The 26,212-nt window shown below is 68.2% G+C and carries 12 protein-coding genes; 6 read left to right on the forward strand and 6 right to left on the reverse strand.

Annotated elements, in window-relative coordinates; translation table 11 throughout:
- Nucleotides 1–24 precede the first annotated feature (24 nt).
- Nucleotides 25–1,455, reverse strand: a complete 1,431-nt coding sequence (locus ABD808_RS21475) for a glycosyltransferase family 4 protein (RefSeq protein WP_344899420.1) — start codon at nt 1,453–1,455, stop codon at nt 25–27.
- 24 nt (nt 1,456–1,479) lie between these two features.
- Between ABD808_RS21475 and wecB the strand changes: the two genes are divergently transcribed.
- Genes wecB through ABD808_RS21490 form a run of 3 tightly spaced genes read left to right on the forward strand, consistent with a single transcriptional unit; the run spans nt 1,480 to nt 5,436 of the window.
- On the forward strand, nt 1,480–2,580 hold the full coding sequence (gene wecB, locus ABD808_RS21480) for a non-hydrolyzing UDP-N-acetylglucosamine 2-epimerase (RefSeq protein ID WP_425548957.1): 1,101 nt from the start codon (nt 1,480–1,482) through the stop codon (nt 2,578–2,580).
- Nucleotides 2,573–3,256 (forward strand): hypothetical protein, encoded by a 684-nt coding sequence (locus tag ABD808_RS21485; protein ID WP_344899422.1) that lies wholly within the window; start codon nt 2,573–2,575, stop codon nt 3,254–3,256. The genes wecB and ABD808_RS21485 overlap by 8 nt, the downstream gene beginning before the upstream one ends.
- Nucleotides 3,257–3,312: 56 nt before the next feature.
- Nucleotides 3,313–5,436: a glycosyltransferase gene (locus tag ABD808_RS21490; protein WP_344900166.1), complete on the forward strand. Its 2,124-nt coding sequence runs from the start codon at nt 3,313–3,315 to the stop codon at nt 5,434–5,436.
- Nucleotides 5,437–5,440: 4 nt separating this feature from the next.
- Here the strand turns inward: ABD808_RS21490 and ABD808_RS38560 are convergent, their stop codons facing one another.
- Nucleotides 5,441–5,878 (reverse strand): excalibur calcium-binding domain-containing protein, encoded by a 438-nt coding sequence (locus ABD808_RS38560; RefSeq protein WP_425548958.1) that lies wholly within the window; start codon nt 5,876–5,878, stop codon nt 5,441–5,443.
- A 65-nt stretch (nt 5,879–5,943) separates the two neighbouring features.
- Nucleotides 5,944–7,488 carry a polyprenol phosphomannose-dependent alpha 1,6 mannosyltransferase MptB gene (mptB, locus tag ABD808_RS21495; RefSeq protein WP_344899424.1) on the reverse strand — a complete coding sequence of 515 codons (1,545 nt, stop codon included), beginning with the start codon at nt 7,486–7,488 and terminating at the stop codon, nt 5,944–5,946.
- A gap of 612 nt (nt 7,489–8,100) precedes the next feature.
- Between mptB and ABD808_RS21500 the strand changes: the two genes are divergently transcribed.
- The gene (locus ABD808_RS21500) at nt 8,101–10,281 is read left to right on the forward strand and encodes a DUF8189 domain-containing protein (RefSeq protein ID WP_344899426.1); all 2,181 of its coding nucleotides are present in this window, start codon (nt 8,101–8,103) and stop codon (nt 10,279–10,281) included.
- 114 nt (nt 10,282–10,395) lie between these two features.
- Nucleotides 10,396–19,635 (forward strand): LamG-like jellyroll fold domain-containing protein, encoded by a 9,240-nt coding sequence (locus ABD808_RS21505; protein WP_344899428.1) that lies wholly within the window; start codon nt 10,396–10,398, stop codon nt 19,633–19,635.
- On the opposite strand, the gene ABD808_RS21510 is transcribed toward ABD808_RS21505, so the two are convergent.
- On the reverse strand, nt 19,611–19,958 hold the full coding sequence (locus ABD808_RS21510; RefSeq protein WP_344899430.1) for a hypothetical protein: 348 nt from the start codon (nt 19,956–19,958) through the stop codon (nt 19,611–19,613). The two genes, ABD808_RS21505 and ABD808_RS21510, sit on opposite strands and share 25 nt — an antisense overlap.
- A gap of 277 nt (nt 19,959–20,235) precedes the next feature.
- A complete protein-coding gene (locus tag ABD808_RS21515) occupies nt 20,236–21,225 on the reverse strand; it encodes a CDP-alcohol phosphatidyltransferase family protein (RefSeq protein ID WP_344899432.1) in 990 nt (329 codons plus the stop codon).
- A gap of 125 nt (nt 21,226–21,350) precedes the next feature.
- Between ABD808_RS21515 and ABD808_RS21520 the strand changes: the two genes are divergently transcribed.
- On the forward strand, nt 21,351–22,829 hold the full coding sequence (locus tag ABD808_RS21520; RefSeq protein ID WP_344899434.1) for a hypothetical protein: 1,479 nt from the start codon (nt 21,351–21,353) through the stop codon (nt 22,827–22,829).
- Here the strand turns inward: ABD808_RS21520 and ABD808_RS21525 are convergent.
- On the reverse strand, nt 22,739–26,185 hold the full coding sequence (locus ABD808_RS21525; RefSeq protein WP_344899437.1) for a bifunctional glycosyltransferase/CDP-glycerol:glycerophosphate glycerophosphotransferase: 3,447 nt from the start codon (nt 26,183–26,185) through the stop codon (nt 22,739–22,741). The two genes, ABD808_RS21520 and ABD808_RS21525, sit on opposite strands and share 91 nt — an antisense overlap.
- Nucleotides 26,186–26,212: the final 27 nt, after the last annotated feature.

A 26,212-nucleotide genomic window follows, 5' to 3' on the forward strand; every position in this document is an offset into this window, starting at 1 on the left:
GGCTCCCTTCACGATGATCGAGATCTATATGGTGAAGGCGGTCCGGTACCCGTCCGCGACGGCCCGCCAGGTGCGTTCCGCGCGGACCCATTCCCGGGCCGACCGCCCGATTTTCGCCCTTCTTTCGGGACTGTAAGCCAGGTCTTCCAGACAATTCGCCCATGCTTCCGGGTCTTCCGGAAGAGTTAACGTCCCGGTAACTCCCGATTCCACGATTTCGCGAAGTGCCCTGACATCACTGGCTATGACCGGGATTCCCCCGGCCATCGCCTCGATCGGTTTCAGGGGCGTCACCAGCTGGCAGACCCGGTCCGCACGGCGCGGAACCGCGAACACATCGAGGACGGCGTGGTACTGGCGAACGGACCCCATCGGCACCCGGCCGGTGAACACGGCGGGAACACCGCGCTCCGCCGCCCGCCGCTCCAACGCCCCGCGCTCGGGCCCGTCGCCGACCAGCAGCAGCGTCACCGGCGGCCCGCCGCGTTCGCGCAGCAGCGCGGCCGCGTCGATCAGCGTGTCGATGCCCTCGTAGCCGTAGAACGACGACGTCAGCCCGACGACCATGGGGCCGTCCTCGATGCCGAGTCGTTTCCGCAGGTCACCGGGGTCGGGCAGGGGGGTCAGGAACGACTCGTCCACCCCGTTCGGCACCGTGACGATCTTCTCCTCGGGGACGCCCCGGGACGCGATCTCCGTCCGCATCGCCGCGCCGAGCGTCACGACCGCGTCCGCCTCGCACATCCGGCGGGTCTCCAGCTCGCGCGTCAGCCGGTAGAAGTCGTCGCTCTCGCGGCGCGCCGGGTCGCGCGACAGCCACGAGTCCTCAAGGAAGCCGCGCACCTCGTACACGACGGGCAGCCCGTGCCGCCGTCCCAGCTCCAGCGCGACGGCCGCGTTCAGATGGTTGCTGACCGCGTGCAGGACGGCCGGACGCACCTCCGCCACCAGCCGCTCCGCCAGATCGGCGCTCTTCTCGACGACCCGCAGCGGATCGGACGGCGGCAGCCACGGCAACAGCCGGTGGTAGGGGACGTCGTCGACGTCCACCCGCGCCCGTGCGTCACCGACGCCCTGGTTCAGCGGATACCCGAGCCGCGTCACCACCTGCGTGTCGAACCCCATCTCCCGCTGGGCGAGTGCGAGCCGGTGCGTCCGGACGGTGTAACCCGCGTTCGTGCTGGGCAGCGCGTTCGTCACGAACATCAGGACGCCGTTCCCGTCGCGCGCGACACGCTCGTGCGGCGGCGGCGTGTGGGCCAGCAGTCGGCGCAGGTCAGCGGTGTCCCGCCGCACGTCCCGTGGTTGCGGGACGACCAGCCGGGAACGTCGCAGCCGGGCCCCCGCCGGGGTGCGGGCGGCCAGCCGGACCGCGAGCCTGGACGCCCTGCCGGGATCGTCCCGAAGCTGGCGCCAGGCGAGTCCGGCCAGGTAGACGGGCTTTTTCGTGGGCACGGCGGGCGAGCGTAGGCAACGCCGATGAACAGAAGGGAAATTGTGTTGGGACCCATCGTGCACGTCCTCGGGGCGCGACCGAACTTCGTCAAGGCCGCGCCCGTGATCGCCGCGCTGCGGGCCGCCGGGGCGGACCAGGCCGTCGTCCACACGGGCCAGCACTACGACGCCCGCATGTCCGAGATCTTCTTCGACGAGCTCGGCCTGCCCGAGCCCGACGTCAACCTCGGCGTCGGCTCCGGCGGGCACGCCGCGCAGACCGCCGCCCTCATGATCGGGCTGGAGAAGGAGTTCACCAGCCGTTCACCCGCCCTCGTCATCGTGTACGGCGACGTGAACTCGACGATCGCCGCCGCCCTCGTCGCGGCCAAGCTGCCCATTCCCGTCGCCCATGTGGAGGCGGGGCTGCGCAGCTTCGACCTGTCCATGCCGGAGGAGGTCAACCGGCGGCTCACCGACCAGCTCTCCGCGTTGTGCCTGGTCACGAGCCCCGAGGCGGTCGGCCATCTGGCGAACGAGGGCATCCCGGTGTCGCGCGTGCATTTCGTCGGCAACCCCATGATCGACACGCTGCTGGCGAACCTGGACACGTTCGACACGGACGCCGTCCGGCGGGACCACGACCTGCCGGAACGGTACGTCCTGGCGACGATGCACCGGCCAGCGAACGTCGACGACCCCGAGACGGCTTCGGCGCTCGTCCGGCACCTGCACGGCGTGGCCGACCTCGCCGACCTGGTCATTCCCGTCCACCCGCGCGGCCGCGCGAACCTGCTGGCCGCCGGGCTGGACGGCCACGACGGCGTCCACGTTCTGGAACCGCTCGGATACATCGACTTCATCGCCGCCGTCCGGGGCGCGGCGGCCGTCGTCACCGACTCGGGCGGCCTCCAGGAGGAGACGACGATCCTCGGCGTGCCGTGCCTGACCGTCCGGCCCAACACCGAACGGCCGATCACCATCACGCACGGCACGAACCGCCTGGTCACGTTCGAGGAACTGGTGCCGGGGGTGCGCAAGGTCCTGGAGTCGGGCGGGCCCGCCACCGACCGGCGTCCGCCGCTGTGGGACGGCGCCGCCGGTCCCCGCATCGCAGAGGTGATCATGGAGTTTCCGGGTGAGTAGGGACGGCGAGGAGCGGCGCGGCGCGCGGGCGGACCAGCAGCTCGCCCGGGTCAAGGGCACACTGCGGGAACGCGAGGCGCGGCTCGCGGAGCTGGAGAAGCGGATCGCCGTGCTGGAGGGCTCCACGGCCGTGCAGTTCGGCAAGCTCGTCGCCGGGGCCGCGCGGAACCCGCGCAGCGGTCGGCGGCTGCCGAGGGAGCTGTACCGGCTCTGGCGCGAACGGCACGCGCCCGTCGCGGAGTCCAGAGCGTCCGGCGGGATGCGGCCCGAGCGCGGCGACCGTCCCGAGGACCGGCTCCTGGTCGCCGACCCCTGCGACACCATGATCGTCGCGGGGGTGTTCGGCCCGGGCACCGCCGCTCGGCTCGCCGGACACGCCCGGGTGGTTCCGCTGTATCCGCACGACGCCGCGACCGTCCTCCAGACGGCCGACCTCGACGCGGTCGTGGTGGACGCGACGGCCGGAGAACCCGGCGGACCCTGGGCGTACCTGGGCGTTCCCGGCATGTACGACCGGGACCTGGCGCTGCACGAGATCCGCCGGATCGCCGCCGGGCGCGGGCTGCCGCTCGTCCTGTACGGCGCGACGCCCCCCGCCACCCTGGCCTGCCTGACCTGGGACGCCACGATCACCGACCCCGACTCGCTCGCCGCGCTTCCCACGCCCGCGCGCTGAAAGGACACACCACCGTGCGACCACGCGCCCTCGTCTACGGCGACGTCGATCTCAACATGATCGACGGATCGGCGATCTGGGCCCAGGGCATGGTCCAGGCGCTCGCCCGCGCGGGCTGCGAGGTGACCCTGGTCCTCAAGGCCCCCGTCCGGACCGGCCGCCTCGTCGACCCGCTGCGCGACCTGCCCGGCGTCACCGTCCGCAGCCCGCACGCCGAGCTCCCGATCGACCGTCCCATGGCACCGAAGCAGGCCGCCGCCGTCCTCGCCGACCTCGACGCCGCCACCCCGCACGACCTCGTGGTGGTGCGGGGCCGCGAGGTCGCCGCCAAACTGTCCGCGGGCCCGCTGGCCGGACGGCTCTGGACGTACCTCACCGACGTCCCGCAGTCGGCCGCCGAGTTCACCGCCACCGCCAAGGCGGAACTGCACCGGATCGCCGACGCGTCCCGCGTCCTGCTGTGCCAGACCGAGGAACTGCGCGGCTTCCTGGAGAACGCCGTCCCCGCCACCGCCGGGAAGAGCGTGCTGTTCCCCCCGGTCGTCGTCCTCCCGGACGGCCTGGAGCCCCGCGCCCCCGGACCGCCCGACCGCCGCGAACTCCGCCTCGTCTACACCGGCAAGTTCGCGCCGCGCTGGAACACCTACGAGATGACGTCCCTGCCGCGCCTCCTCGCGATTCGCGGCGTGGACGCAGAACTCCACGTCGTCGGCGACAAGATCCACGCGGACTCCTCCGACCCCGGTTTCGCGACCCGCATGCGGACCGCGCTGGAATCGGGCGAAGGCGTCATCTGGCACGGCGGCCACCCCCGAGCCGAGGCGATGCGCCTCACGGCCGCCTGCGACGTCGGCCTGTCCTGGCGGCACCCGGACATGGACGCGAGCCTCGAACTCTCGACCAAGGTCCTGGAATGCGGCACGCTGGGCGTCCCGGTCGTGCTGAACCGTACCCCCATGCACGAACGCCTCCTGGGCGCCGACTACCCCCTTTTCGCCGCCACAGAAGACGACGTCCTGGACGCCCTGACCCTCATAGGCAAAAACCCGGACCTCTTCACACTCGCGGTCGACCGCTGCCGCACCGCCGCCACAGACTTCACCCTGGACGCCGCCGCCGACCGCCTTCGCAAATACCTGACGCAAACCTTCCCGGAACCCTCAGAGAAGGTCCTCTCCGTCAAAGACCGCCCCCTCCGAGTAGGGGTAGCGGGCCACGACCTGAAGTTCTTCACCCGCCTCCTCGACTACCTGCGCTCCCGCCCCGACATGGAGATCCGCGTCGACCACTGGTCGGCCCTGAAGGCCCATGACGAGGACCGCAGCCAGGCCCTGGTCGACTGGGCGGACGTCGTCATCTGCGAATGGTGCGGCCCCAACGCCCTCTGGTACGCCGAACGCAAACGCCCGGACCAGCGCCTCATCGTCCGCCTGCACCGCTTCGAGCTGTACGCGCACTGGCCGAAGAAACTGAACATCGACGCCGTGGACCAGGTCGTCTGCGTCAGCCCCCACTACACGGACCTGACCCGCGAAATCACCGGCTGGCCCGCGCAGAAGGTCGTCACCGTCCCCAACTGGGTGGACGACGAGCAACTCGACCGTCCCAAACTCCCCGGCGCCGAATACCACCTGGGCATGATCGGCATCGCCCCGTCCCGCAAACGCCTGGACCTGGCCGTGGACGCCCTGGAACACCTCCGCCGCGAAGACCCCCGCTTCACCCTCTTCGTCAAGTCCAAGCTCCCCTGGGACTACTGGTGGATCTGGCAAAAGGACGACGAAAGAGCCCACTACGAAAAGCTGTTCCACCGAATCCGCCGCTCAAAGCTCCTCGCCGGCAGCGTGGTCTTCGACTCCTACGGCCGCGACGTGGCGTCCTGGCTCCGCCGCATCGGCTTCGTCCTCTCCACCAGCGACGACGAAAGCTTCCACCTGGCCCCCGCCGAAGGCATGGCATCAGGCGCCGTCCCAGCCCTCCTCCCATGGCCAGGCGCCGAAACCATCTACGACTCCCACTGGATTCACGAGACCCCCCAAACCATGGCCACGGCCATAGCATCGACAGTCTCCGAAGGCCGCTGGGAATCCGAAGCCACCCTGGCCCGCACCCAACTCCAAACGGCCTACGCCCTCCCCAAGGTCTGCCACCAATGGACAGACCTCCTATCCCAGCGCTAGGCCCCTACTCACACACAGTCCCATCATGATCCCGATCCTCATACCACCCATACTCCGTCTGGCCTGACCGATAAGGCCCGAACCCATGCCGCTTGGCCTCGGCACAGGTCGAGAACCGAGGATCGGTCCGTGGCTTCGGCGGCTTGGCCGTCTTCCTGGGCTTGGGCCGAGGCTTGGGCTTGGCCGTCCGCGTGGGCGACGGACGAGCAGAAGCGGTCGGCGTCGTCACAACGGGCCGCACGGTCGTAGTCGTCGTAACGGTCACCGTAGGAGTAACCGTCGCCGACGCCGCCACCGGCTCCGCGCTCCCCGAGGCCCCGATCCCAGCCCCCACCGCACAACCGAACAACGAGCACCCAACAGCGACCACCACCACAACGACCGCGGAAACCCGCCGCCGCTGCTGCCGTCCAGGCGGGTACTGAGAAGGCTGTGAATACATGTGACTCCCCTCGTGTCAGACCACGGCGGGAGGCCAGAGTGAGACGCCCAACCTAAAGGCCCCGTTCACCCCCTGTCACGATGCGGCCACCACTCCACCTTCGAGCCATGAGACAGCCCCGTCCCCCGCACCACAGACGCGTTCAAGCCCGAACGCCACCGCGGCAGCAGACACAGCGCCACCAAAACCGCAATGAAGAACGGGGCCGCCAGACCAACGGTGTCGAGCTGCCACTGAGAGGTACCGATCCCCGGAAGCAGGACGAAACTCAACACGGCACCACGTGCGATCAGCGCCTCATCGAACCGACTGGCGGCCAACAACGCCAACATCGGCAGAAAAGCGGCGTCGTACCACGGGTACTGGACGGGGGACAGAACCACGCACGCGATGGCACACGCCACCACCGGCCGAATGTCGAGCACGTCCCGCGACACGGACGACGCCCGGTCCCGCAGCCTCCACCAGATCAAAACAGCGGCCGTAGCGGTCGCGGCGGCCATAGTCACGCTGTACAGAAGTGGCCGCGTAACCACCGCCGACGGTATGGGCAGGAACAGGTCGTTGTCGTGGGCCATCCGATCGGAAAGAGACGAGAGCGCGGTTCTCCCCATGCTCAGATAGGCGCCCCCGGCCGCGACAACGGCACCGCCCGCCCCGCTGATCAGCACCACGGGACGCCGGATGCAGGCGAGCCCGAGCCCGATCACGGGCAGCGCATAGGTCACCTTCACCGAGATCGCGCCGCTCGCCAGAACCCCGGCACCCAGGCCGACCAGAACACTGGGCCAGGACTGCCGCAATCCGCTCCACAGGACGTAGACCGCCCCGACAAGAAGCAGGGCCGCCAGAACATCGGCATGGCCACTGCCGACCATCCAGAACAGGGCAAGCGGATTGGCCGTCCAGAGAACGGCCACGCGGACCCTGGCCTCACGACGGGAGCCGACGAGCCGATCGAGCAGGAAAGCCGTCGCCAGGAACGCCACCGCATTGAACACTTTGAGCCAGAACACGATCCAGCCCATCGAGCTACCGCCCAGCCGTGCGGCCACGGTCTGTACCGCCGTCGCGACGGGCCCGTACACGGTCGGCTGGTCAGCCCACGAGCCAGGTCGCAGCAGCCCGACGGGATCACCCGAGTGATGCAGCTGCTCGGGGGTCATCGAATAGGGATCGAAACCGAGGTCGCTGATCCGTCCGTAAACGGCGTAGTTGAGGATGTCGCTGGACCCCGCCGGCGGCAACACGGTCAACACCGCAGCGACGCCCACCCCAACGAGCACCAACTGTCGCGGTGATACGCCCGTCCAGCCCCTCCGCAGCGCGCACAGCACTCCCGCGACTCCGAGCCCAGCGCAGATCGCCGCCGTTCGGGAGACGATGGCGACGGTTTCCCAGGAGAGTTCGCCGTTCCAGTCCAGGAAGGGACCACCATTTCCGAGGAAGGGCACCAGCCTGGATCGCCCGGCGGACATGCCACCCGCGAACAGAGCCACACTGAGCACCATCAGCGCCAGTCCCAGCGCCCCGAGAACCCGCCCTGCCCGGGGACGGACGGACGCGGGCGGCACGTCAGGCGCGGGGTTCGCAGCACTCAAGATCGACACGGACAAACGGTAAGGCATCCGACGTTGCGCCGTGCCCCGTTTGCAACGCTTGACCTGCTTCTTCTGGTGACAGTTAGGTATGGCCATAATAATCAACGGAGACGACCGAAATTAAGTCGCCTGACCGAAACTCGACGCACAGACGGCCCTCAAGGTTTACCTCGAACCAGTGAGCGTACGAACGCGAAGCGTTCCAATTGAGGGATCCCGCGGACTTGGTGTGGCCGCTCTGCCGAGCGTGATCACCCTGATGGGAATGACTTCACTCTGGCTTGCGGTAGGCATTTGAGGTCGATCCGGCAGGGGCGGGTGTCCATATCCGGCCGGTGATCTTGTCAAGTAACTTCACTGGAGAGATCTTGTTGACGAGAGCGAATAGGTGAACGCCGCGAGTCCCCGCTTCGCGGCGACTCGGCGAAAGGTCCGGTCGTGCGAAGTAGGGCTATTCGCGGCTGTATTGCTGCGTTCATTGCTTTGGTATTAGGTGTAGGGGTCAACCTGTCAGGCGTACAATCTGCATCAGCCGCCAAGGGGAAGGAACAATTGCAGCCCCGTACGGTTGCGGGCGCGTCTCCCGAGGCCGGTCAATGGTTCAAAGTGCGTGGACCACTGGTGGGTGGCCAGGTCATCGCGGCTGGTAAGACCCTGACGGTCAAGGTCACCGGGAAGGCGGGAATGCCGGCGACGGGCGTGGCATCGGTAGCGATCAACATCGCGGCCAATGGCAGAACCGGTGACGGTACCGGGCAGTTGATCGCATACCCGTCTGGGGTTGCGATGCCCGATACCACGACCATCCGGTTCCGCAAGTCCTTCTACAACCAGAACCTGGTGTTCCTGAAGGTCGGGTCGGACGGAAACGTCAAGCTGACCAATGACTCCTCTTCGGACGTGCTGGTTTATGCCGATGCGCATGGGTACACGACGTCGGCGCCTGGTGCGACGGCGGGCCCGACGTTCTTCCCGCTCAAGCCGGAGAGGATCGGGCAGGTGAGTGTCCCGGCCAATGGCAGCGTGCTGGTGGCGCCGCTGGGCAAGGCCGGAGTCCCCTCGGGGGGCGTATCCGACGTGCTGTTCACGATGTCGGGCCGGAGCGCCACAGCGGGCAAGCTCATCGTCTATCCGTCCGATGGGAGTCTGCCCACCGACACCAACCTCGACTACGGCTTGAATCTCCTGGTCCAGAACCAGGTGATCGGGCGATTGGGCGCTGACGGCAAGTTCAAGATCACAAACAACGGGGCCAAGGCCGTCACGGTGTCCCTGGACGCGGCGGGCTACTTCGCCACGCCCACGGCGGCCGTGAGGGGCTCGACGGTCGAGCCGATCACGCCGAGTCGGCTGGTGAACGACGCGAGAGTTCCGGCGGGCGGCACCTACACCGTGGCCCCCTTGGGGCAGGGTGGTGTTCCGGCCTCAGGTGTTTCAGGTGTGTACCTGAACATCACCAACGTCCACTTCGACGGCAGCGGGGTGTTGCGGGTCTACCCGTCCGGCACGACCCCATCGGAGACCCACGCTGTGACCTTCCAGGCGGCGATGGCCTACAGCGGCGCCATCCCAGCCAAGCTCGGCGCTGACGGCAAGGTCACCATTCTCAACGCCGGCTCATCAGAGATCCGCCTGTGGGTGGACCAGTTCGCCTACTACAAGACGCCGACGACCGGATGCAGCGGCACCGCAGCTCCTGCTAGAGCGAAGGCGGTCGCGGATCCGGAGCCGTACAACCCGACCACGGTGTTCCAGGCCTCGCCCGCTGCTGTCGGGTCGCAAGGGATTCTCGAGTTCGCCTACACCGATGGCATCGGGCGGTTGATGCACGGGCGCGCGGATCCGGCTTCGCTCGGTTCACTGCAGTGGACGCCGATCCACGGGCAGGAGGGCTATTACGGGCAACCGGCGCTCGCTGAACAGGCCGATGGGCGACTCAATGTGCTGGCGCACAACCTGAGCGGCGACGTCTGGTCCCGGACGCAGGCCACGAAGGACCCGGCGGCCTGGGGTGACTGGGTCGACGTACAGAAGCCGATGGGCTCCACCGTCACCGCGGCGCGGCAGGACGACGCGCTGGACGCGTTCGCCGTTGACGGGGGCGGTTCCCTATGGGCGTTGCCGCAGTACGCCGCCAACGACCCGTACAAGGGCTGGATCGATCTGGGCGTGGCCGGCTTGTCGACCTCCACCGCTCCGCTGGCCGTTCCGGTCGCGGACGGCTTGCGGCTGTTCTTCCTGGACACGTCCGGCACGTGGCGGACTGCTCTGTACGCACGTGGCACCGTGTCGAACTGTGCGTCTTTGAGTGACCCGGGCTTCTCCGGGAACGCGTCGGTGGTCACGTATCCGGGGAGCCGACTGCGCATCTTTGTGCGCGGTGCCGACGGACACGTTCTGACCAAGACGCAGGACGGTTCCGGCACCTTCCCCCCGGCGTGGGAGCAGGTGGGCGACCTGATCGCGGCGGGCTCGCCGTCCGCACTCGTCAGCCCTCGTAGCGGCAAGACCGAGGTGGTCGTGCGCGGTACCGATGACCGGATCTACAGCACGGGTGAGACGGTTCAGGGAACCGGCGAGTGGCGTGCGTGGGTCGATGCCCAGCCGGACGCCTCCGTTCCCGCGACGGATCCGACCGCGTTCCAGTACGTCGGGACGGGCGGGCCTACCTGGTCGTACGTCTTCCGGACCATCAATCAGGAGATGCGTCTCTACTGGCCGGAGGGCGAGACCGCGCGGCTGAAGGCGTCGCCTCCGGCGTTCAAGGGTCGGGCGCTGCCCAAGCCCCCGCCGGCTCGCTGACTCGGCGCGAGACCCGTCCCGACCCTCCTCGGGGCGGGCCCGCACCTCCGCATGGATTCTCGATCGCTACCACGGGCGGGTCCCCGGACGCCGCATCGTGACCGGGAGTGAGACATGGTACGGCCGAACCGGCTGATCATCGGTGGCCGAGCCCGGCTGACCGGACGGTATTCGTTGCCTTTCCGGATCATCGCGGCCGTGCTCGTCCTGCTGCTCGTCGCCACCCTCGACAGCAGTGGGCACAACGCGTTATCGGCGTGGCGTGACCTGCCGGACCCGCATGGTCCGAAGCAGACCTGGGGCTCGGCCGAGGGGCGCGGCGGGGACGTCGCCACCAGCGGGCGCAACCGGACGGAACCGAGGTCGCTGCGTTCCCGGTATCCGCTGGAAACGCGGAAGGCCATGCCGCGACCGCCACGGAACACGGCGAGCGTGGCGGCCGCGCCGATTCCCGATCCGGGGAAGGTGTCGGGCTTCGATGCCAAGACGAGCCGCGAGCTGCCCGAACGGCGGGACGCGCACGCCAGGACGTTCGTCAACGCCGATGGCACCGAGTCCACAGAGTTCTCCCCCCGGCCGATCAACTACCGGCGTCCGGACGGCTCCTGGGTGCCGGTCGACACACGCCTCGTCCCGGTCGGTGTGACGGCAGGACCCGGCGAGGTGCCCGCGCAGGGCTGGCGGAACGGCGCCGACTCCGTCGACGTCCGGCTCGCTCCCGCCGCCAACGGCGCGCCGGTCGTGCGGATGGGGCTCGGGGGCGGCCGGGAGGTCGCCTATTCGTTGCTGGGCGCTGCGGCTTCGGAGGGACGGGCGGGGGAGCGCGGCGTCACCTACCCGAGCGTGCGTCCGCACACCGACCTGGAGATCGACGTCGGTTCCGGTGGTGTGAAGGAGACGCTTGTCCTGCGGTCGCCGAAAGCGTCCGGCACCTTCGTGTTCCCGCTCTCGCTCAAGGGGCTCTCCGCACGGGTCGTCGGCGACCAGGTCGTGTTCGTGGACGCGTCCGGCCGAACGAAGGCGGTGATTCCGGCCGGTTCCATGACCGACTCGGCGACCGACCCCGCGACGTCGGGGAACGTGTTCTACAGCCTGGTCGCGGTCGGTGGCGCGCCCGCCCTTCAGGTGACGGCCGATCCGGAATGGCTGTCCGATCCCGCACGGGTGTTCCCCGTCAAAGTCGACCCCAGCGTGGAGATCAGCGACTCGTCCACCAGCCTGACCGTCAACGACGGCGGCCAGGTCGGCGGCGGCCAGACGCTCACGATCGGGTCTCGTTCAGCCGCCTACCTCGGCTTTCCGGGGCTGGATGACAGGCTGAAGTACCACAAGATCTTCGGTGCGTCGCTGTGGATGGTGAACTACGACTCGGCGACCTGTGGGTCGCGGCCGGTGAGCGTCCGCCCGGTCACCCAGGAGTGGGTGGGCAAGAACGGGCTGAAGTACCCGGGGCCCTCGGTCGGCGGGGCGCTGGCACGCACGTCGTTCTCCTACGGATACATCGAGTTGGGCTCCACCAAGTCGAAGTGTCCGACCAGGCCTGTGACGTTCAATCTGGGCAAGGGCGGACGTGATCTGGTCCAGCGATGGGCGAACGGGACCCAGCCCAACTACGGCCTTTCGGTAAGGGACGAGTCGTCTGACGGGCGGGGCACCAAAAAGTTCACCGGTCACGACACGGAGAACCCGCCGCGGCTGGTCGTGACGCACAGCCCGTACAACGCCTCGTACGCGATCACCGACCCGGTACCAGATCCGCCGGTGACGCAGGCGCAGAGCGGCAAGGTGAAGGTGACGGTCACCAACACCGGCCCCGAGACCTGGACACCCAGCACGTACTACCTGGCGTACCGGGTTTACGACAGCAAGGGCAAGCTGGTCACTCAACAGCGCTCGGCGAACCTGCCCGGCAATGTCGCGCGTGGTGGCAAGGCGACGCTGGACGCGGTGATCAAGCCATTGAAGCCCGGCACCTACTCCATCGACTTCACGATGGCGCACAAGGGCGGGCCGGTGTTCACCGACGAGCAGGTCCCGCCCATCCGCCTCCGGATCAAGATCATCGACATCGCGCCGGTGTTGCAGGAGCTGTATCCGCCGAACGGGTACCAGGCCCCGACGCTGACCCCGCAGCTGTGGGCGACCGCCGTCGACCTGGACGCGCCGCCCGGAACGTCGCTCAGCTACAAGTACGAGGTCTGCGAGAAGGCGGCGGACGACAAGCCGGTCAACTGCTGGGATTCCGGTTATGTCCCCACCTACGCTTGGACAGTCCCCGCCGGGAAACTGTCGTGGAGCAAGACCTACCTGTGGCGAGTGTTCGTCAAGGACGCCGGGAATGAGGTCGCCTCACCAAGCGTGATGTTGCAGACCGCGATTCCGCAGCCGGAACTCACCGCACAGCTCGTCCAGGGACAGGACCGCGAGTTCGAGCCGTCGTCGGGCAACTACTCCACCTCGGCGATCGACGCGAGTGTGGCCACGGTGGGGCCGGAGCTGACGGTCGAGCGCACCTACAACAGCCTGGACCCGCGCCGCGACTCGCCCTTCGGCGCCGGTTGGACGACCCGGTTCGACATGCGGCTGACAGAGGACCGGGACGGCACGGGCAACGTCGTCGTCGGGTACCCGGACGGTCAGCAGGTGCGCTTCGGCAAGAACCCGGACGGCACCTACGCCCCGCCGATGGGACGCCAGGCCACGCTCACCGTCGAACCGGGCAAGTGGAAGCTGATCGACAAGGCGGGCACCACGTTCGAGTTCGTCAACGGCCGCCTCACCTCGATCACCGACGCGTCCCGGCACACCCTGCGCCTCACCTACGACCCGCTCACCGGGAAGCTCGCCAGGGCCACCGCGACGGGTGACCGGACGCTCACCTTCGCATGGTCGGGCGCCCATGTGGCGTCCGTCAGCACCGCACCGGTGGACGGCAAACCCCTTACCTGGACCTACACCTACAGCGGTGACCTGCTCACCAAGGTCTGCGGGCCCGAGTCACGCTGCACCACGTACGACTACGCGCCCGGTTCGCACTACCGCACGAGCGTGCTCGACGACCGCCCCGAGTCATACTGGCGATTCGGCGAAGACGAGGGTGTCGGCGCGGCGAGCCAGGTCGCGGTCAACCTCGGCAAGGACGGCGCGACCTACAAGAACGTCACCCTGCAAGCGGCCGGGGCGCTGGCCGGAACCGACAACATGGCCGCCAGGTTCAACGGAACGTCCTCGCAGGTGCAGTTGCCCGCCGGGACCGTGAAGAAGAGCCGGGACCTCGCCGTCGAGGTCTGGTTCAAGAACACCGCGACCGGTTCGGGCGGCCCCCTGATCGGTTACCAGGACAAACCCCTCGACGCCACGTCCGCCGTGGGAGTCCCGGCCCTTTACACCGGGACGGACGGCAAGCTGCACGGCCAGTTCTACACCGGCGGCCCGATCTCCCCGATGTCGTCCACCAAGATCGTCAACGATGGCAAGTGGCACCATGCGGTCCTGTCGGCGATGGGCTCCACCCAGACCCTCTACGTCGACGGTCAGCAGGTCGCGACCCTCACCGGTCAGACCCCGAACCATCTGACCCTCACCCAGAATCAGATCGGCGCCGCATTCGCGTCGGCACCGGCGTCGTGGCCAGGCTGGGGCACCGCGCAGCGTCGCTTCTACAACGGCACCATCGACGACGTCGCGATCTACCACCACCCCCTCGGCCCCGACCAGGTCGCGGCGCATTACAGGCAGGCGCTGACCGCCGCCGACCAGCTCACCAAGACCACGCTGCCAAGCGGGAAGACCGCATCCGAGGTCGACTACGACACTGATCAGGACCGGGTCGGCGAGTACACCGACGGCAACGGCGGAACCTGGAAGATCAAGACCCCCACCGTCTACGGCGGCGGCACCGACCTGCGGCGTGCCGTCGAGGTTCGCGACCCCGCAGATCGCCCCTATCTGTACGAGACCGACGCGCTGACCGCCCAGATGATCCGCGTCGGCATCCCGCTGGGCCTGGACGTCCGGGACGAGGACAAACAACCCGCCACCCCCACCGCGGCCCCGTCCCCAACCCCCACCTACGTGTGCACTACCCCCGACCCCGGCGACCCCAGCTTCTGCACTGACCTGCCGGGCAACTCCGGAGGCGTCCCCGACTGGATGGGCATGACGCTCACCGGCATGGGCATCCGGACGTTCGCTTACGACGACAAACGGCACCCCATCGCCATCACCAACGAGAACGGCGATTCGGTCAAGTTCACCTACGACGACCGCGGCAACACCCTGACCCGCACCGCCTGCCGGACCAAGGACGTCTGCCACACCGCCTACTACACCTTCCCGGGCGTCACCGACCCGTCCGACCCGCGCAACGACCAGCCGATCGCGTACCGCGACGGCCGCTCCACCAGCGCCACCGACAACCGGTACAAGACCAGTTACACCTACACCACCACCGGTCAATTGCAGACCCAGGCCAACCCTTCCGGCGGCGGTCAGGTCTCCTACACCTACACCGTCGGGATCGAGACCGCGCCCGGCGGCGGGACCATGCCCAGCGGCCTGGTCCGCACCGAAACAGACCCGCGCGGCGCTGTCACCCGCTACGGCTACACCAGCGCCGGTGACCTGGCCCAGGTCACCGACCCGTCTGGTCTGGTCACGTCCTACACCCACGACGCCATTGGACGCCGCAAGTCAGTCACCGAGACCTCAGACAGCGTCCCCGCTGGAGCTACCACCTACTACGGCTACGACGACTGGTCCAACCTCACCAGCGTCACAGAACCTGCCGCTACCAACGCCGTCACCGGCACTGGCCAGCAGCAGCGCACCGACTATGCCTACGACGCCGACGGAAACCTCACCAGAACCCAGGTGTCCGACACCACCGGCGGCGATCCCCGAGTCACCACCTACGACTACGACGACCACGACCTCATCGAACGCGTCACCGACGCCTACGGTCACGAGACCGGCTACGACCACGACCGCTTCGGTAACCTCACCGCCCTGGTGGACGCCACCGGCAACCGGTTCGAGTACGCCTACACGGCCCGCAACATGCTCGCCGAGACCCGGCTCCGCGACTTCGACAGCGACCCCAACGGCGCACCCGACCCCGGCGACCACCTCGTCGTTGAAGCCCGCGCCTACGACTACGCCGGACGCCTCGTCGCCACCACCGACGCCATGGGCCGCCGCACCGAATACACCTACTACGGCGACGACCTACCGAAATCAGCCACGCTGAAGAACTTCCGGAACCCGGACGGCACCAAACGGGACTTCGTCCTGTCCACCGTCGAGTACGACGGCGCCGGCAACCCCACCAAGCTGGTGGCCGACAACGGGAAGAACACCGTCCAGAACGTCTACGACAACGTCGGGCGCGTCCAATCCACGACACTCGACCCGACAGGTCTGGCCAGGCGCGTCACCTACCGCTACGACGCCGGTGGCAACATCACCCAGGAAACCGTCGGTGGCGCGCCGTCCAACGTCCCCTGGCCGACCCCCGTCGACGGCGAGACGACCGCGTACACCTACGACACCCCGGGCCGGGTCACCAAGCAGACCGTCAACGACGGCGCCACCTCGCAGGTCACCTCGTTCACCTACGACCAGCGTGACCTGCTCACCTCGGTGAGCGACCCGCGAGGCAACGCCGAGGGCGCTGACAAACCCGCCTACACCACTACCTACACCTACGACGAGATCGGTCGGCAGACCACCGTCACCTCACCTCCCGTAGCCACCGAATCCGGCGGGAACGCCCCGACGACCACCCGACCCGAGACCGTCACGGGCTTCAACGCCTTCGACGAGCCCACCGAGTTCCGTGACCCCCTCGGCAACATAAGCCGCACCGAGTACGACCGCCTTGGACAGCCCGTCAAGGAGATCGCGCCGACGTACACCCCGCCCGGCTCGTCCACGCCGCTAACGCCCACCACCACGACGTACTACGACCCCATCGGCCAGGTCGCGAAGGTCACCGATCCTCGGCAGAACGAAACCCGCTACACCTACGACCGCTTGGGCCGCTTGCAAACGCTCGACACCCCGGGCAAGACGAACGATGACCGGTCGAAGTGGAAGTACACCTACACCCGCACCGGTGAGGTCCTTTCGGTCACCGATCCCAATGGTGGCCGCACTGAAGCCACCTACGACGACCTCGGCCGCACGGTCACCGCCACGGAACTCGAACGCACCCCGACCCCGGCCGCCTTCACCGCCCGCAACACCTACGACGACGCCGGAAACAACCTCACCACCACCTCACCGACCGGCGCCAAGACCACCGCGACCTACGACAGCGTGAACCAGCTCGTCAGAACCGTCGACCCGGCCGGAACGCCCACCGAACTCGGCTACGACGACCTCGGACGCCAGATCCGCGCCAGCGACGGTCTCGGCCGCACCGGAAAACTCGCCTACGACCTGTTCGGACGCCTCACCACTTCCGCCGACCTCAAACCTGACGGCACCGAGGCGCGCCACACGTCGTACCGCTACGACCTCGCGGGCAACCTCACCAGCGTCACCGACCCGCTGAACCAAAAGAAGACGTTCGCCTACGATGCGCTGAACCGCCTCACCCAACAGACCGAACCGGTCACCGACACAAAGTCGATCACCACCAGGTTCGGCTACGACGCCGCGGGCAACCGCACCCGCTTCACCGACGGCCGCGGCAACGACACGCTCTACACCACCAACTCCCTCGGCCTGCCCGAGTCGGTCATCGAACCATCGACCGCCGCGCACCCTGACCTGGCCCAGCGCACCTGGACCAGCGCCTACGACGAAGCCGGCAACCCCGTCAGGGACACCGCCCCAGGTGGCGCGGTCCGCGAACGAACCTTCGACGCCACCGGACGCCTGCTCACCGAGACCGGCTCCGGCACCCCGTCCCCAACCACGGAACGGACCTTCGGCTACGACGCCGCCGGACGTCTCACCAGGACCAACGCCGCCTCAGGCACCAATACCTACACCTACGGTGACCGCGGACTCCTCACCTCCGCGGACGGCCCCTCAGGCAACGCGACCTGGTCCTACGACGGCGACGGCCAACCGACCACCCGAACCGACGCGGCGGGCACCGCGAACTTCGGCTACCTCAACGGCCGCCTTCAGACCGTCCAAGACGGCCTCACCGGCACCACCGAGACCCTCGGCTACAACGCCGCGGGCCAACCCAACAAGATCGACTACGGCGCCGGACGCGTCCGTACAGCTGGCTACGACGACCTGGGCCGCCCCATCACCGACACCCTCAAGAACGGCCAAGGCGCGGCAGTCGCCTCCGTGTCCTACACGTACGACGACAACGACCAGACCACCGGCGAGACCACTACCGGGACGGCCGGTGCCGGCGAGGAGACCTACGACCACGACCACGCGGGCCGCCTCACCTCCTGGACCCATGGCGGCACCACTACCCGCTACGAATGGGACGACTCCGGCAACCGCACCAAGACCGGTGACACACCCGCGACCTTCGACGAACGCAACCGCCGCCTCACCGACGGCACCACCACCTCCACCTACACCCCCCGCGGGACGCTTGCCTCCAAAACCACCCCGGGCGCACCAGCAACGACCTACACCTTCGACGCCTTCGACCGCCTCACCGCCACTGGCGGCACGACCTACACCTACGACGGCCTGGACCGCGTTGCCACCCGCGACGACACCACCTTCACCTACGCGGGCCTGGGCTCCGACCCAGTCGCCGACGGTGCAACTCGCTACGCGCGCGGCCCATCCGACGAACCGTTGGCCACCGCCCAGGGCCTGAGCACCCGCATAACCCTGTCCGACAAACACGACGACCTCTTCGGCACCTTCGACCCGAACTCCACGCTCACCACCCTCACCGACTCGGTCTCCTACGACCCCTTCGGCAACACCACCGCGACCACCGGCACCAAACCCTCCATCGGCTACCAAGGCGACTGGACCGACCCGTCATCAGGCCAGGTCAACATGGCCGCCCGCTGGTACGACCCGTCCACAGGCTCCTTCACCAGCCGCGACAACTGGACCCTCACCCCGACCCCCACCTCAGCCAACGCCAACCGCTACACCTACGCCAACGCCAACCCCAACGACCACACCGACCCCACCGGCCACTGCCCGAGGGGATGGAAGCACTACGGAGCTGCTGGCGACTGTTACAAGTCCCTCCCAGGAAGCGGTGGTGGTGGAGGCCGTGGCGGGGGAGGAGGCGGCGGCTACGACTGTTCGGGCGGCGGTGGCGGCGGTGGCGGCGTTCAGCTGGCCGCATTCCGGACAACCAGGAGTTGCGACAGCGACCGTGACCATCTCCCGCGCCCGGGCCGTGGAGGCAGCGGTGGCGGTGGCAGCCACACCCCGCCCTCACAGGGGCCATCTAAGGCTGAACGCGAACGCGCCCGCCGTCAGGCGGCGAAAGACCGGACGGACAAAGCCAAACGTCGTGAACGCCGCAAGGCGCAGCGCGACCCATTCCCGATTCCACAGAAGCTTCGCAACCCCGGATACGCCGATCCGAACGACCGGATCTCCAGGTCCCCCGGCCAGGCCCCCAGAAAGACCAGAGGCAACAAGGACGTCGTCCGCGACACCGAGAAGTCCCAGCAGGACATGAGGCAAAAGGCTGTCGACGCGGCCGGTGACCCGGTGAGCGGCCAAGGCCCGGCCGCCCAGCCGCCGCCCGCCATGACTCCGATTCCGAAGGACCCCGGTTCCACCGTCCCCGGCAGGTCCCCGGCCCCTGGCAGTTCATCCGGCAAGCCTGGTAAACGTGGTAGCGGGACGGGTGAGCCCGGTGGCGGCAAGCCGTCGCTGCGTGCTCCTGAACTCAAGATTCCGAAGTTCGACATGTCGATTCTCAGGACGACTGACTGCTTCGGCGCACCGAACCCGCTCTGCTACTTCGGGGAGATGCTGACGAACACCGTCGGAGATATCGTGAGCTACATGGTCGGGCATTTCGGGGTATCGGCATCGGCGTGCTTTGTGGTCTGTGTAGGGGCTACTTTCCAGGATGGTCAGGTCTGGATCAGCTATGGAGCGGAGGGTATGAATTTCAAGAACTTCAAACCCTCTCTGGGGGCCAGTTTGACTGGCCAATGGACATCGGCTCGTCCTGATGAGCAGGGCCCATTTTATGGTCAGCTATGTGGATTCATGAGTTATGGTATATGTGGTATGGGTGCGATGGGGAGTGCCGATGGCGAGCGAAAGGGGTGGTTTGGCCTGGCGGGAGGCGCCGGCGTCGGGTGGTTCGCCGGTGGGATGCATTCCGGGAAGATGTGGGATGCGCGCGATCCGTTCAAAGTTCAGTCACCGTTCGATAATAAGTGATTCATCTCGGCGAGCTGGTTGTCCAGCTGCGCCTGTGTAAATCTAGGGGTAACGTAACTTGAAGGGGTCTCGCGGTGTGGGGATCTTTCCTCGGCGCCATTTTGGTTGCTCTGATATTTCTGGGGATTGGCTTTCCTCTCTTGGTCAATCTCAAAGGCTGTTCCGATAGATGGGCTGAGGGGCAGCCCCACTTCCCAGGCATGGGAGAGCGTCGTATTGTGGATTTGCGAGTATTTATCAGGGTCTTCGGTGGGGTATTCTCTTTCGTTGGATTCTTTGCGCTCGTGCTGGCACTCATCCAGCTCTTTCGCTGAAAAGTTCACCCGTATCACAGAAGAGCAGCGGAGTCGGATCGTCTGTGTAGTTATCCGCGCGGTCGTAGGGGCATAGCCAGGTCCAGCGGCAAGTGGGCTGCGCTGCGGCGGCCGGAACGTGATGGGGAGATGGCCGAGCCCCTGCGACGTACGGACGATCTACACGATCAGAAGGTTCGTGAATTCGTAATATTCGAACCCGATATCCTCAACGAAGACAGGAAGAGAGATGGAAGGTATGGGCAGCCGCCCTAGCCTTCCTGCCGAGTTCGCCGGGTCACGAAGGTCAGCCGGAGCTGGTGGTGGCCGGGGTTGTGGGGAGTTGGGTGTTGTACTCCGCGATTTTGGTGTTGAGGGTGGTGAGGTTGCGGCTGTAGTCGCGGGCCGCGAGCCAGAACTTGTAGATGATGATGAACTCGAAGGTGAGGAGGCCTGCGGCGCTTGCGGCTACGACCGGGATTATGGCGCCGGGGATGATGGCGGCGGCGAGGGGGGCGATGATGAAGACGCCCATTTGGAATTCGATGCCGCTGAAGAGGTGGGGGCGGATGCGGCCGCTTCGTAGGACGTTGCGGACGCGGATGTACCAGGGGAAGCGCTGGTAGAAGCCCTCCTGGAGGGCGGCGTTCGCGGGGTCGTCGCCGACTACACGGTTCTCCATGTCGGCTTCGGGGTCGTCGAAGAGGTCGGGGGAGTTGAGGTCGTCGTCGGTGGTGAGGTCGCCGTTGGCGCGGCGGGCGGCTAGTTCGAGGGAGTGTGCCTCGGTGCGGGCCGTGATGAGGTTGCGGCGCATCTCGGAGCGGACCTTGTAGATCTCCAGGGCGTCCATGTAGCGGAGCATGTCGAGGAAGACGACGGCGACGGCGGTCCAGATGTAGGCCGCGTTGCCGGTGGCGTGGTACTGGCCCGCCATCAGGGCGATCGCGCAGGCCAGGACGCGGACGCGGTCGAAGATGTAGTCGAGCCAGGCGCCGAACACCGAGCCGGTGCCCTTCAGCCGGGCGATCTTGCCGTCCATGCAGTCGAGGGTGAACGACAGGTGGTAGAGCAGGGCCCCGACGAGCAGCCACGGCCAGGACGCGACGGCGAAGCAGGCCCCGGCGGCGAGGCCGAGGACGAGGGCGCCCACGGTGAGTTGGTTCGGTGTCACGCGCGTCCGGTTGGCGGTGATCTTCACCAGCCTGGAGGCGAGGGGATCGACCAACAGTACCGTCCACCAGGCGTCACGCGCCTTGTACGTCCGTTGCCGAACGTCGTCGAGCGTGAAGTTCGCCATGGAGTGCCCTTTCGTCGTCGGAAGCCGTCCGATGTTACCGGCTGTCCGGTTGCGGACTCGGGGATTGTCTCCGAGTCGTGATTGTGCTCGGGATGAAGCCCGCTACGGTGGGTAGCCCTTTGGGGATGCGTGCGCGGTTTCTCCTGGTTCACCTGCCTTTCGGCTGCGTGCTCGCGGCGGCGGTCGCGGTGCGGGCCGTCGCCGTCATGGGCTATCCGGCACCGATGTGGTTCGGTGACTCGCCGGGATATCTGACGGCGGCGATCGAGTTGGAGCCCAGCAAGACGCGGCCGTCCGGGTACTCGCTGCTGTTGTGGACGCTTAAACCGTTCCACAGTTTTACGGTGCTGGTGTCGGTTCAGCATGTCGTCGGGGTGCTGACGGGTGTGCTTGTGTATGTGCTGGTTTGGCGGGCTGGGCGGGCGGCTTGGCCTGGTGGTGGTCGTGAGTGGCCGGTGGGGGTGTTCGGGGCGCTGTTGGCGGCTCCGGTGCTTCTTCCGGTGCATCAGATCGCACTCGAGCACATGTTGATGTCTGATTCGTTGTTCGCGTTCTTGCTGCTCGCGGCGGTGGCGGCGGTGTTGTGGCGGCGACGGATGACCTGGTGGCTCGGTGCGTTGGCGGGGTTGTTCGCCGGGTGCGCGGCGGTCACCAGGACAGCCGGTTTGCCCCTGATTGTGGTGATTCTTGGCGCGATGCTGCTGCGGCGGGCTGGTTGGCGTGCCTGTGTCGCGGTGGCCGTGGTGTTCGTGGTGCCGATCGGTGGTTATTTGTTCTGGTTTCATTCGGCGTACGGCGAGTACAAGATGGCCAAGGCCGAGCAGGTGTGGTTGTACGGGCGCACCGCCACCTTCGCGGACTGCCGGGTCATCAGGCCGCGGCCCGAGCTGGCGATCATGTGTCCGAAGCGGAGCAATCCGACTGTCTCGCGGCCGTTCGCCGCCCTGTGGACGGGCGACTCCCCGTTCCGCGACATCCCCGGCTGGATCTACGGGGAGCGGGGCAACGAGCTGGCGGGCGAGTTCGCAAGGGAGGCGATCAAGGCGCAGCCCGGCGACTACGCGAAGGTCGTCGTCCATGACACGTTCCGGGCGTTCGAGTGGAAGCGCGAGCCGTATCCGACGCCCTGGACGTGGCGGCAGTACGAGTTCCCCGAGGGCGAGGCGTGGGGCTACGAGCAGGCGGAGATCGCCGCGAGGTACGGCTCCGGGGGTCGGACGCGGGTCGTCGACCCGTGGGCTGGGTGGATTCTGAAATATCAGGATCGTGTGGTTTTGCCGGGGACCTTCCTCGGGGTCCTGCTGCTTGGGGGGCTTTTTGGGGCGTTGCTGGGTGCTCGGTGGCGTCCAATCCGGGCCGTGCGGCATTGGGGGACGGGTGCCCTGCTCCCCTGGGGGACGAGTCTCGCGTTGCTGGTCATCCCGGCCGCAGTGGCTGATTTCGACTACCGGTATGTGGCGCCCGCCGTGCCGTTCGCGTGTGTCGCGCTCGCGCTGGCGGTGCTTCCGCGCGGTCAGGACGACGCGCCGAACACGCGGTCCACTGTCCGGGACGCCGCCTTGCCGTCGTCGAGCGGGCAGAACCGGGCGGCGAAGTCGCGGTAGCGGTCCTGGTAGTCGGCCGTCGCCGACTCCGCCGCGCGGATCGCGTCGATCAGGTCGTCGGACGTCTCGACGAGCGGTCCGGGCGCCTCGGCCTCGAAGTCGAAGTAGAAGCCGCGGAGCCGGTCGCGGTAGTCGGCCAGGTCGTAGGTGAAGAACAGCATCGGACGGCCCGTGTTGGCATAGTCGAACATCACCGACGAGTAGTCGCTGACCAGCAGGTCGGAGATCAGGTACAGCTCGGTGATGTCGGGATACAGCGACACGTCCCGGACGAACCCGTGCTCGTCCTCGGCGACGCCGTCCACCACGTTGGTGTGCAGCCGGATGAGCAGGACGTGGTCGTCGCCCAGCGCGGCGCGGGCGCGTTCCACGTCGAGACGCATGTCGAACTTGTACCGGCCGCGGCTGTAGTACTGGTCGTCGCGCCACGTCGGCGCGTACAGCACGACCCGTTTGCCGTCGGGAATGCCGAGATGCGCTCTGACCCGCGTGGCGACGGCCTCGGTGTCGGGGCTGTGCAGCAGGTCGTTGCGCGGATACCCGACCTCCAGCAGCTCGCCCTTGAAGGCGAACGCGCGCCGGAAAATCTCCGTGCTGAACGGGTTCGGCGACAGCAGGTGGCTCCACTCGGGCAGGACCGGCCCGTTCGACTTCGCCTGGATCGCCCCCTTCATCCCGGGCGTGTAGGCGAAGTGCACCTCCTTGAGGTCACTGCCGATCTTCTTGAGTGGGGTGCCGTGCCAGGTTTGCAGGACGATCTGGTCTGGATGCCGCTGGAAGGCGTCCCCCAGCCGATGGTTGGTCACGATGTAGCGGGACGTGGCGAGTGCCTCGTTCCATTCCCGGCCGTTCAGCCGGACGGCGCGCAACCCGTCCGGCAACTCCACCTGCGCGTCGTTGACCACCCACAGCTGCTCCAGGCCGGTGTCGCGGCGGAGCAGTTCCTGCTGGACGGCCTTGGGGCTGTCGGAGTACTGGCGTCCGCTGAAGCAGGAGAACAGCACGGCGTCGCGCAGCCCCTCGTGCTGCACGCGGCGGCGGGCCTCGTCCCGGTACCCGGCCCCTGCGCTCTTCTCCTCCGGAGACACGTCACCGGTCACCGACAGAGCAAGACGCCCGTCGGCGGCCTCCAGTTCGTAGCCGCGCCGCGCCGACTCCAGCGGTTCCGGCAGGTGCCGCTGCGCGTGGTCGGACAGCCGGACGGTCAGCGCCCGGCCGCCCGGCGGACGGAACAGCACGTCCCACCGGCCGGGGCGCAGCGGCAGGACGCCCGCGACGCCCGGCACGGCCCCGACCGGCACCTGTGCGCGCAGGACCCCCGACGACGGGTCGGCGACGAGGTCGAAGGCGTGTTCCTTGCGGCGGCCCCGGCCGCGCAGCACGATCTGCCCGCCGCCGTGCGCGGTGTGCGTGGCGGTGAGCAACAGCGTCCCGTCCGGGCGCCAGGTGCAGTCGCCGACGACAAGGCGCGTCGTGGTGCGGCGGACGCGCAGGTAGCCGCTCGGGCCGCGGCCCGCCATGACCTCCAGCGCGCCGAACGTCCGCCCGGCGTCGTCGACGCCCTCGGCGAGGACCAGCGGACGCCCGCCGATCGACACGGCCCAGTCGCGGGTGTCGTCCCCCCTGTCCGTTCCGGGGGGTGTGGAGGGTCGTTCCCCCAGAGGAGACCGGTCGGGGGAGATCGCGGAGCCTTCGAGGGACGCCAGGTCGACGCGCGCGGTGAACCCGCCGCCGGTCGCGGTGACGGGGACGCCCACGTGGTCGTCGCCGAGCGTCAGCTCCAGCTCGGCGGGCGGCCGCTCGGCGGACGTGACCTCGATGACCAGCGCGTCGCCCTGCCAGCGCAGCGCGGTCGCCTTCGCGTCGACCCGCTCCACCTTGACGACGAGATGGTCGTCCTCGATCAGCGGGACGACCCGGACGTCGTCGGCGACGTAGCGATACGGCGGATACGCTCCACTGCCCGAGCTTCCGCCGCGCAATGGGCCCCGCCGGAGCACGCCCGCGTTGAACACCGACGCCTGGACGCTCCAGTCGCCCTCGACCCACCGGCCGTGGTCGCGGAGCCGGGCCGCGTCCAGCCCGAACTCGAACCCATAGAAACCGGTCTTCTTCCCAGGTTTCGGGATCTGCCGGGCGCGCAGCACGATCTTCCGCCCGCCGGATCGGAGCGTCATCGCCTTCACCGACGTCCAGCGGCGCCGCATGCTGACCGAGTTGATGTACGCCTCGCCGGTCACGACGAGCCGGTCGCCCTCCCAGGCCACCGCGTGGACGCGGCCGCGCAGCCTGACCTCCTCGCGGGCCCGGTAGACGTCGCGCGGGACGTCGAGCGTCGCGTCCTTCCAGTACGGGTACACGACGTACCGGCGCAGCGGGTCGCGGACGATCGACGGCGACGCCTTCCCGCGCTCGTACCGGACGACCTTCACCAGCTCCGACGTGTGCCCGGTGCTCGCCAGATGCCACTTCAGCCGGGTCAGCGCGGACGCGTCGGCGAGCACCTTCGCGGGAACCTCGGACGCGAACGCGGCGGCCCGCGCGACGACCTCGTCGCGTTCCTCGGCGGACAGGTCGGGCAGCGCGTCGAGGAACACGCGCAGTTCGTGGTCGGCGGCGAGGAGCTGGAGCCGCTGCCGCGACCGCGCGTGCCCGTGCTCCTCCAGCCAGCCGGTGGCGAGCGCGACGGCGGCGAACCCGTCGGCGATCTCCCGTGGCTCCGTCGTCGCCGGAAACCGCGCGGACCGGCGGTGCAGCACGACGTCGGGCAGCACGTCGATCGCCGCCGCCAGGTGCATCGCCCGGACGGTCGTGGGCAGGTCGTCATACCGGCCGAGGTCGGGGAACGACAGCTCGTGCGCGGTCCAGAACGACCGCCGGAACAGCTTGCCGGGCGCCTTCCGTGCGCCGATCAGCTTCGGGCTCCGCCGCAGGTCGGTGCCGGTGGCGGGGGCGGTGGCCGCCTGCCGTGGCCGCCACTGCGTCACCTGGCCCGTCCATCTGCGGACGGCGTCGCGGCCGATCGCGATGTCCGACCCGGAGGCGTCCAGTGCCCTGACGAGGGTCGAGGTGGCGTCCACGGGAAACTCGTCGCCGCCGTTGACGAACAGCAGAAACTCGCCGGTGCTCTGCGCGACCCCCAGGTCGCGGGCCGCGCCCCGGCTCGGCGCGCCCTCCCGGACGATCCGGAACCGGTCGTCGGGCACGGTCGTCTCGGCGGTGGCTCCGGTGCCGTCGTCGATGACGAGCACGTCCAGCGCGTCATGCGACTGGGCCGCGAGCGACTCCAGGGTGGCGTCCAGCGCGGCCCCCGCTCCGTGGGAGAGCACGATGACGCTGATCCTGCCGACGGACACTCGGCCCACCCCTCCTGTGTTCGCTTC

This window comes from Actinomadura meridiana (assembly GCF_039537545.1).
In the GTDB taxonomy this organism is placed as follows: domain Bacteria; phylum Actinomycetota; class Actinomycetes; order Streptosporangiales; family Streptosporangiaceae; genus Spirillospora; species Spirillospora meridiana.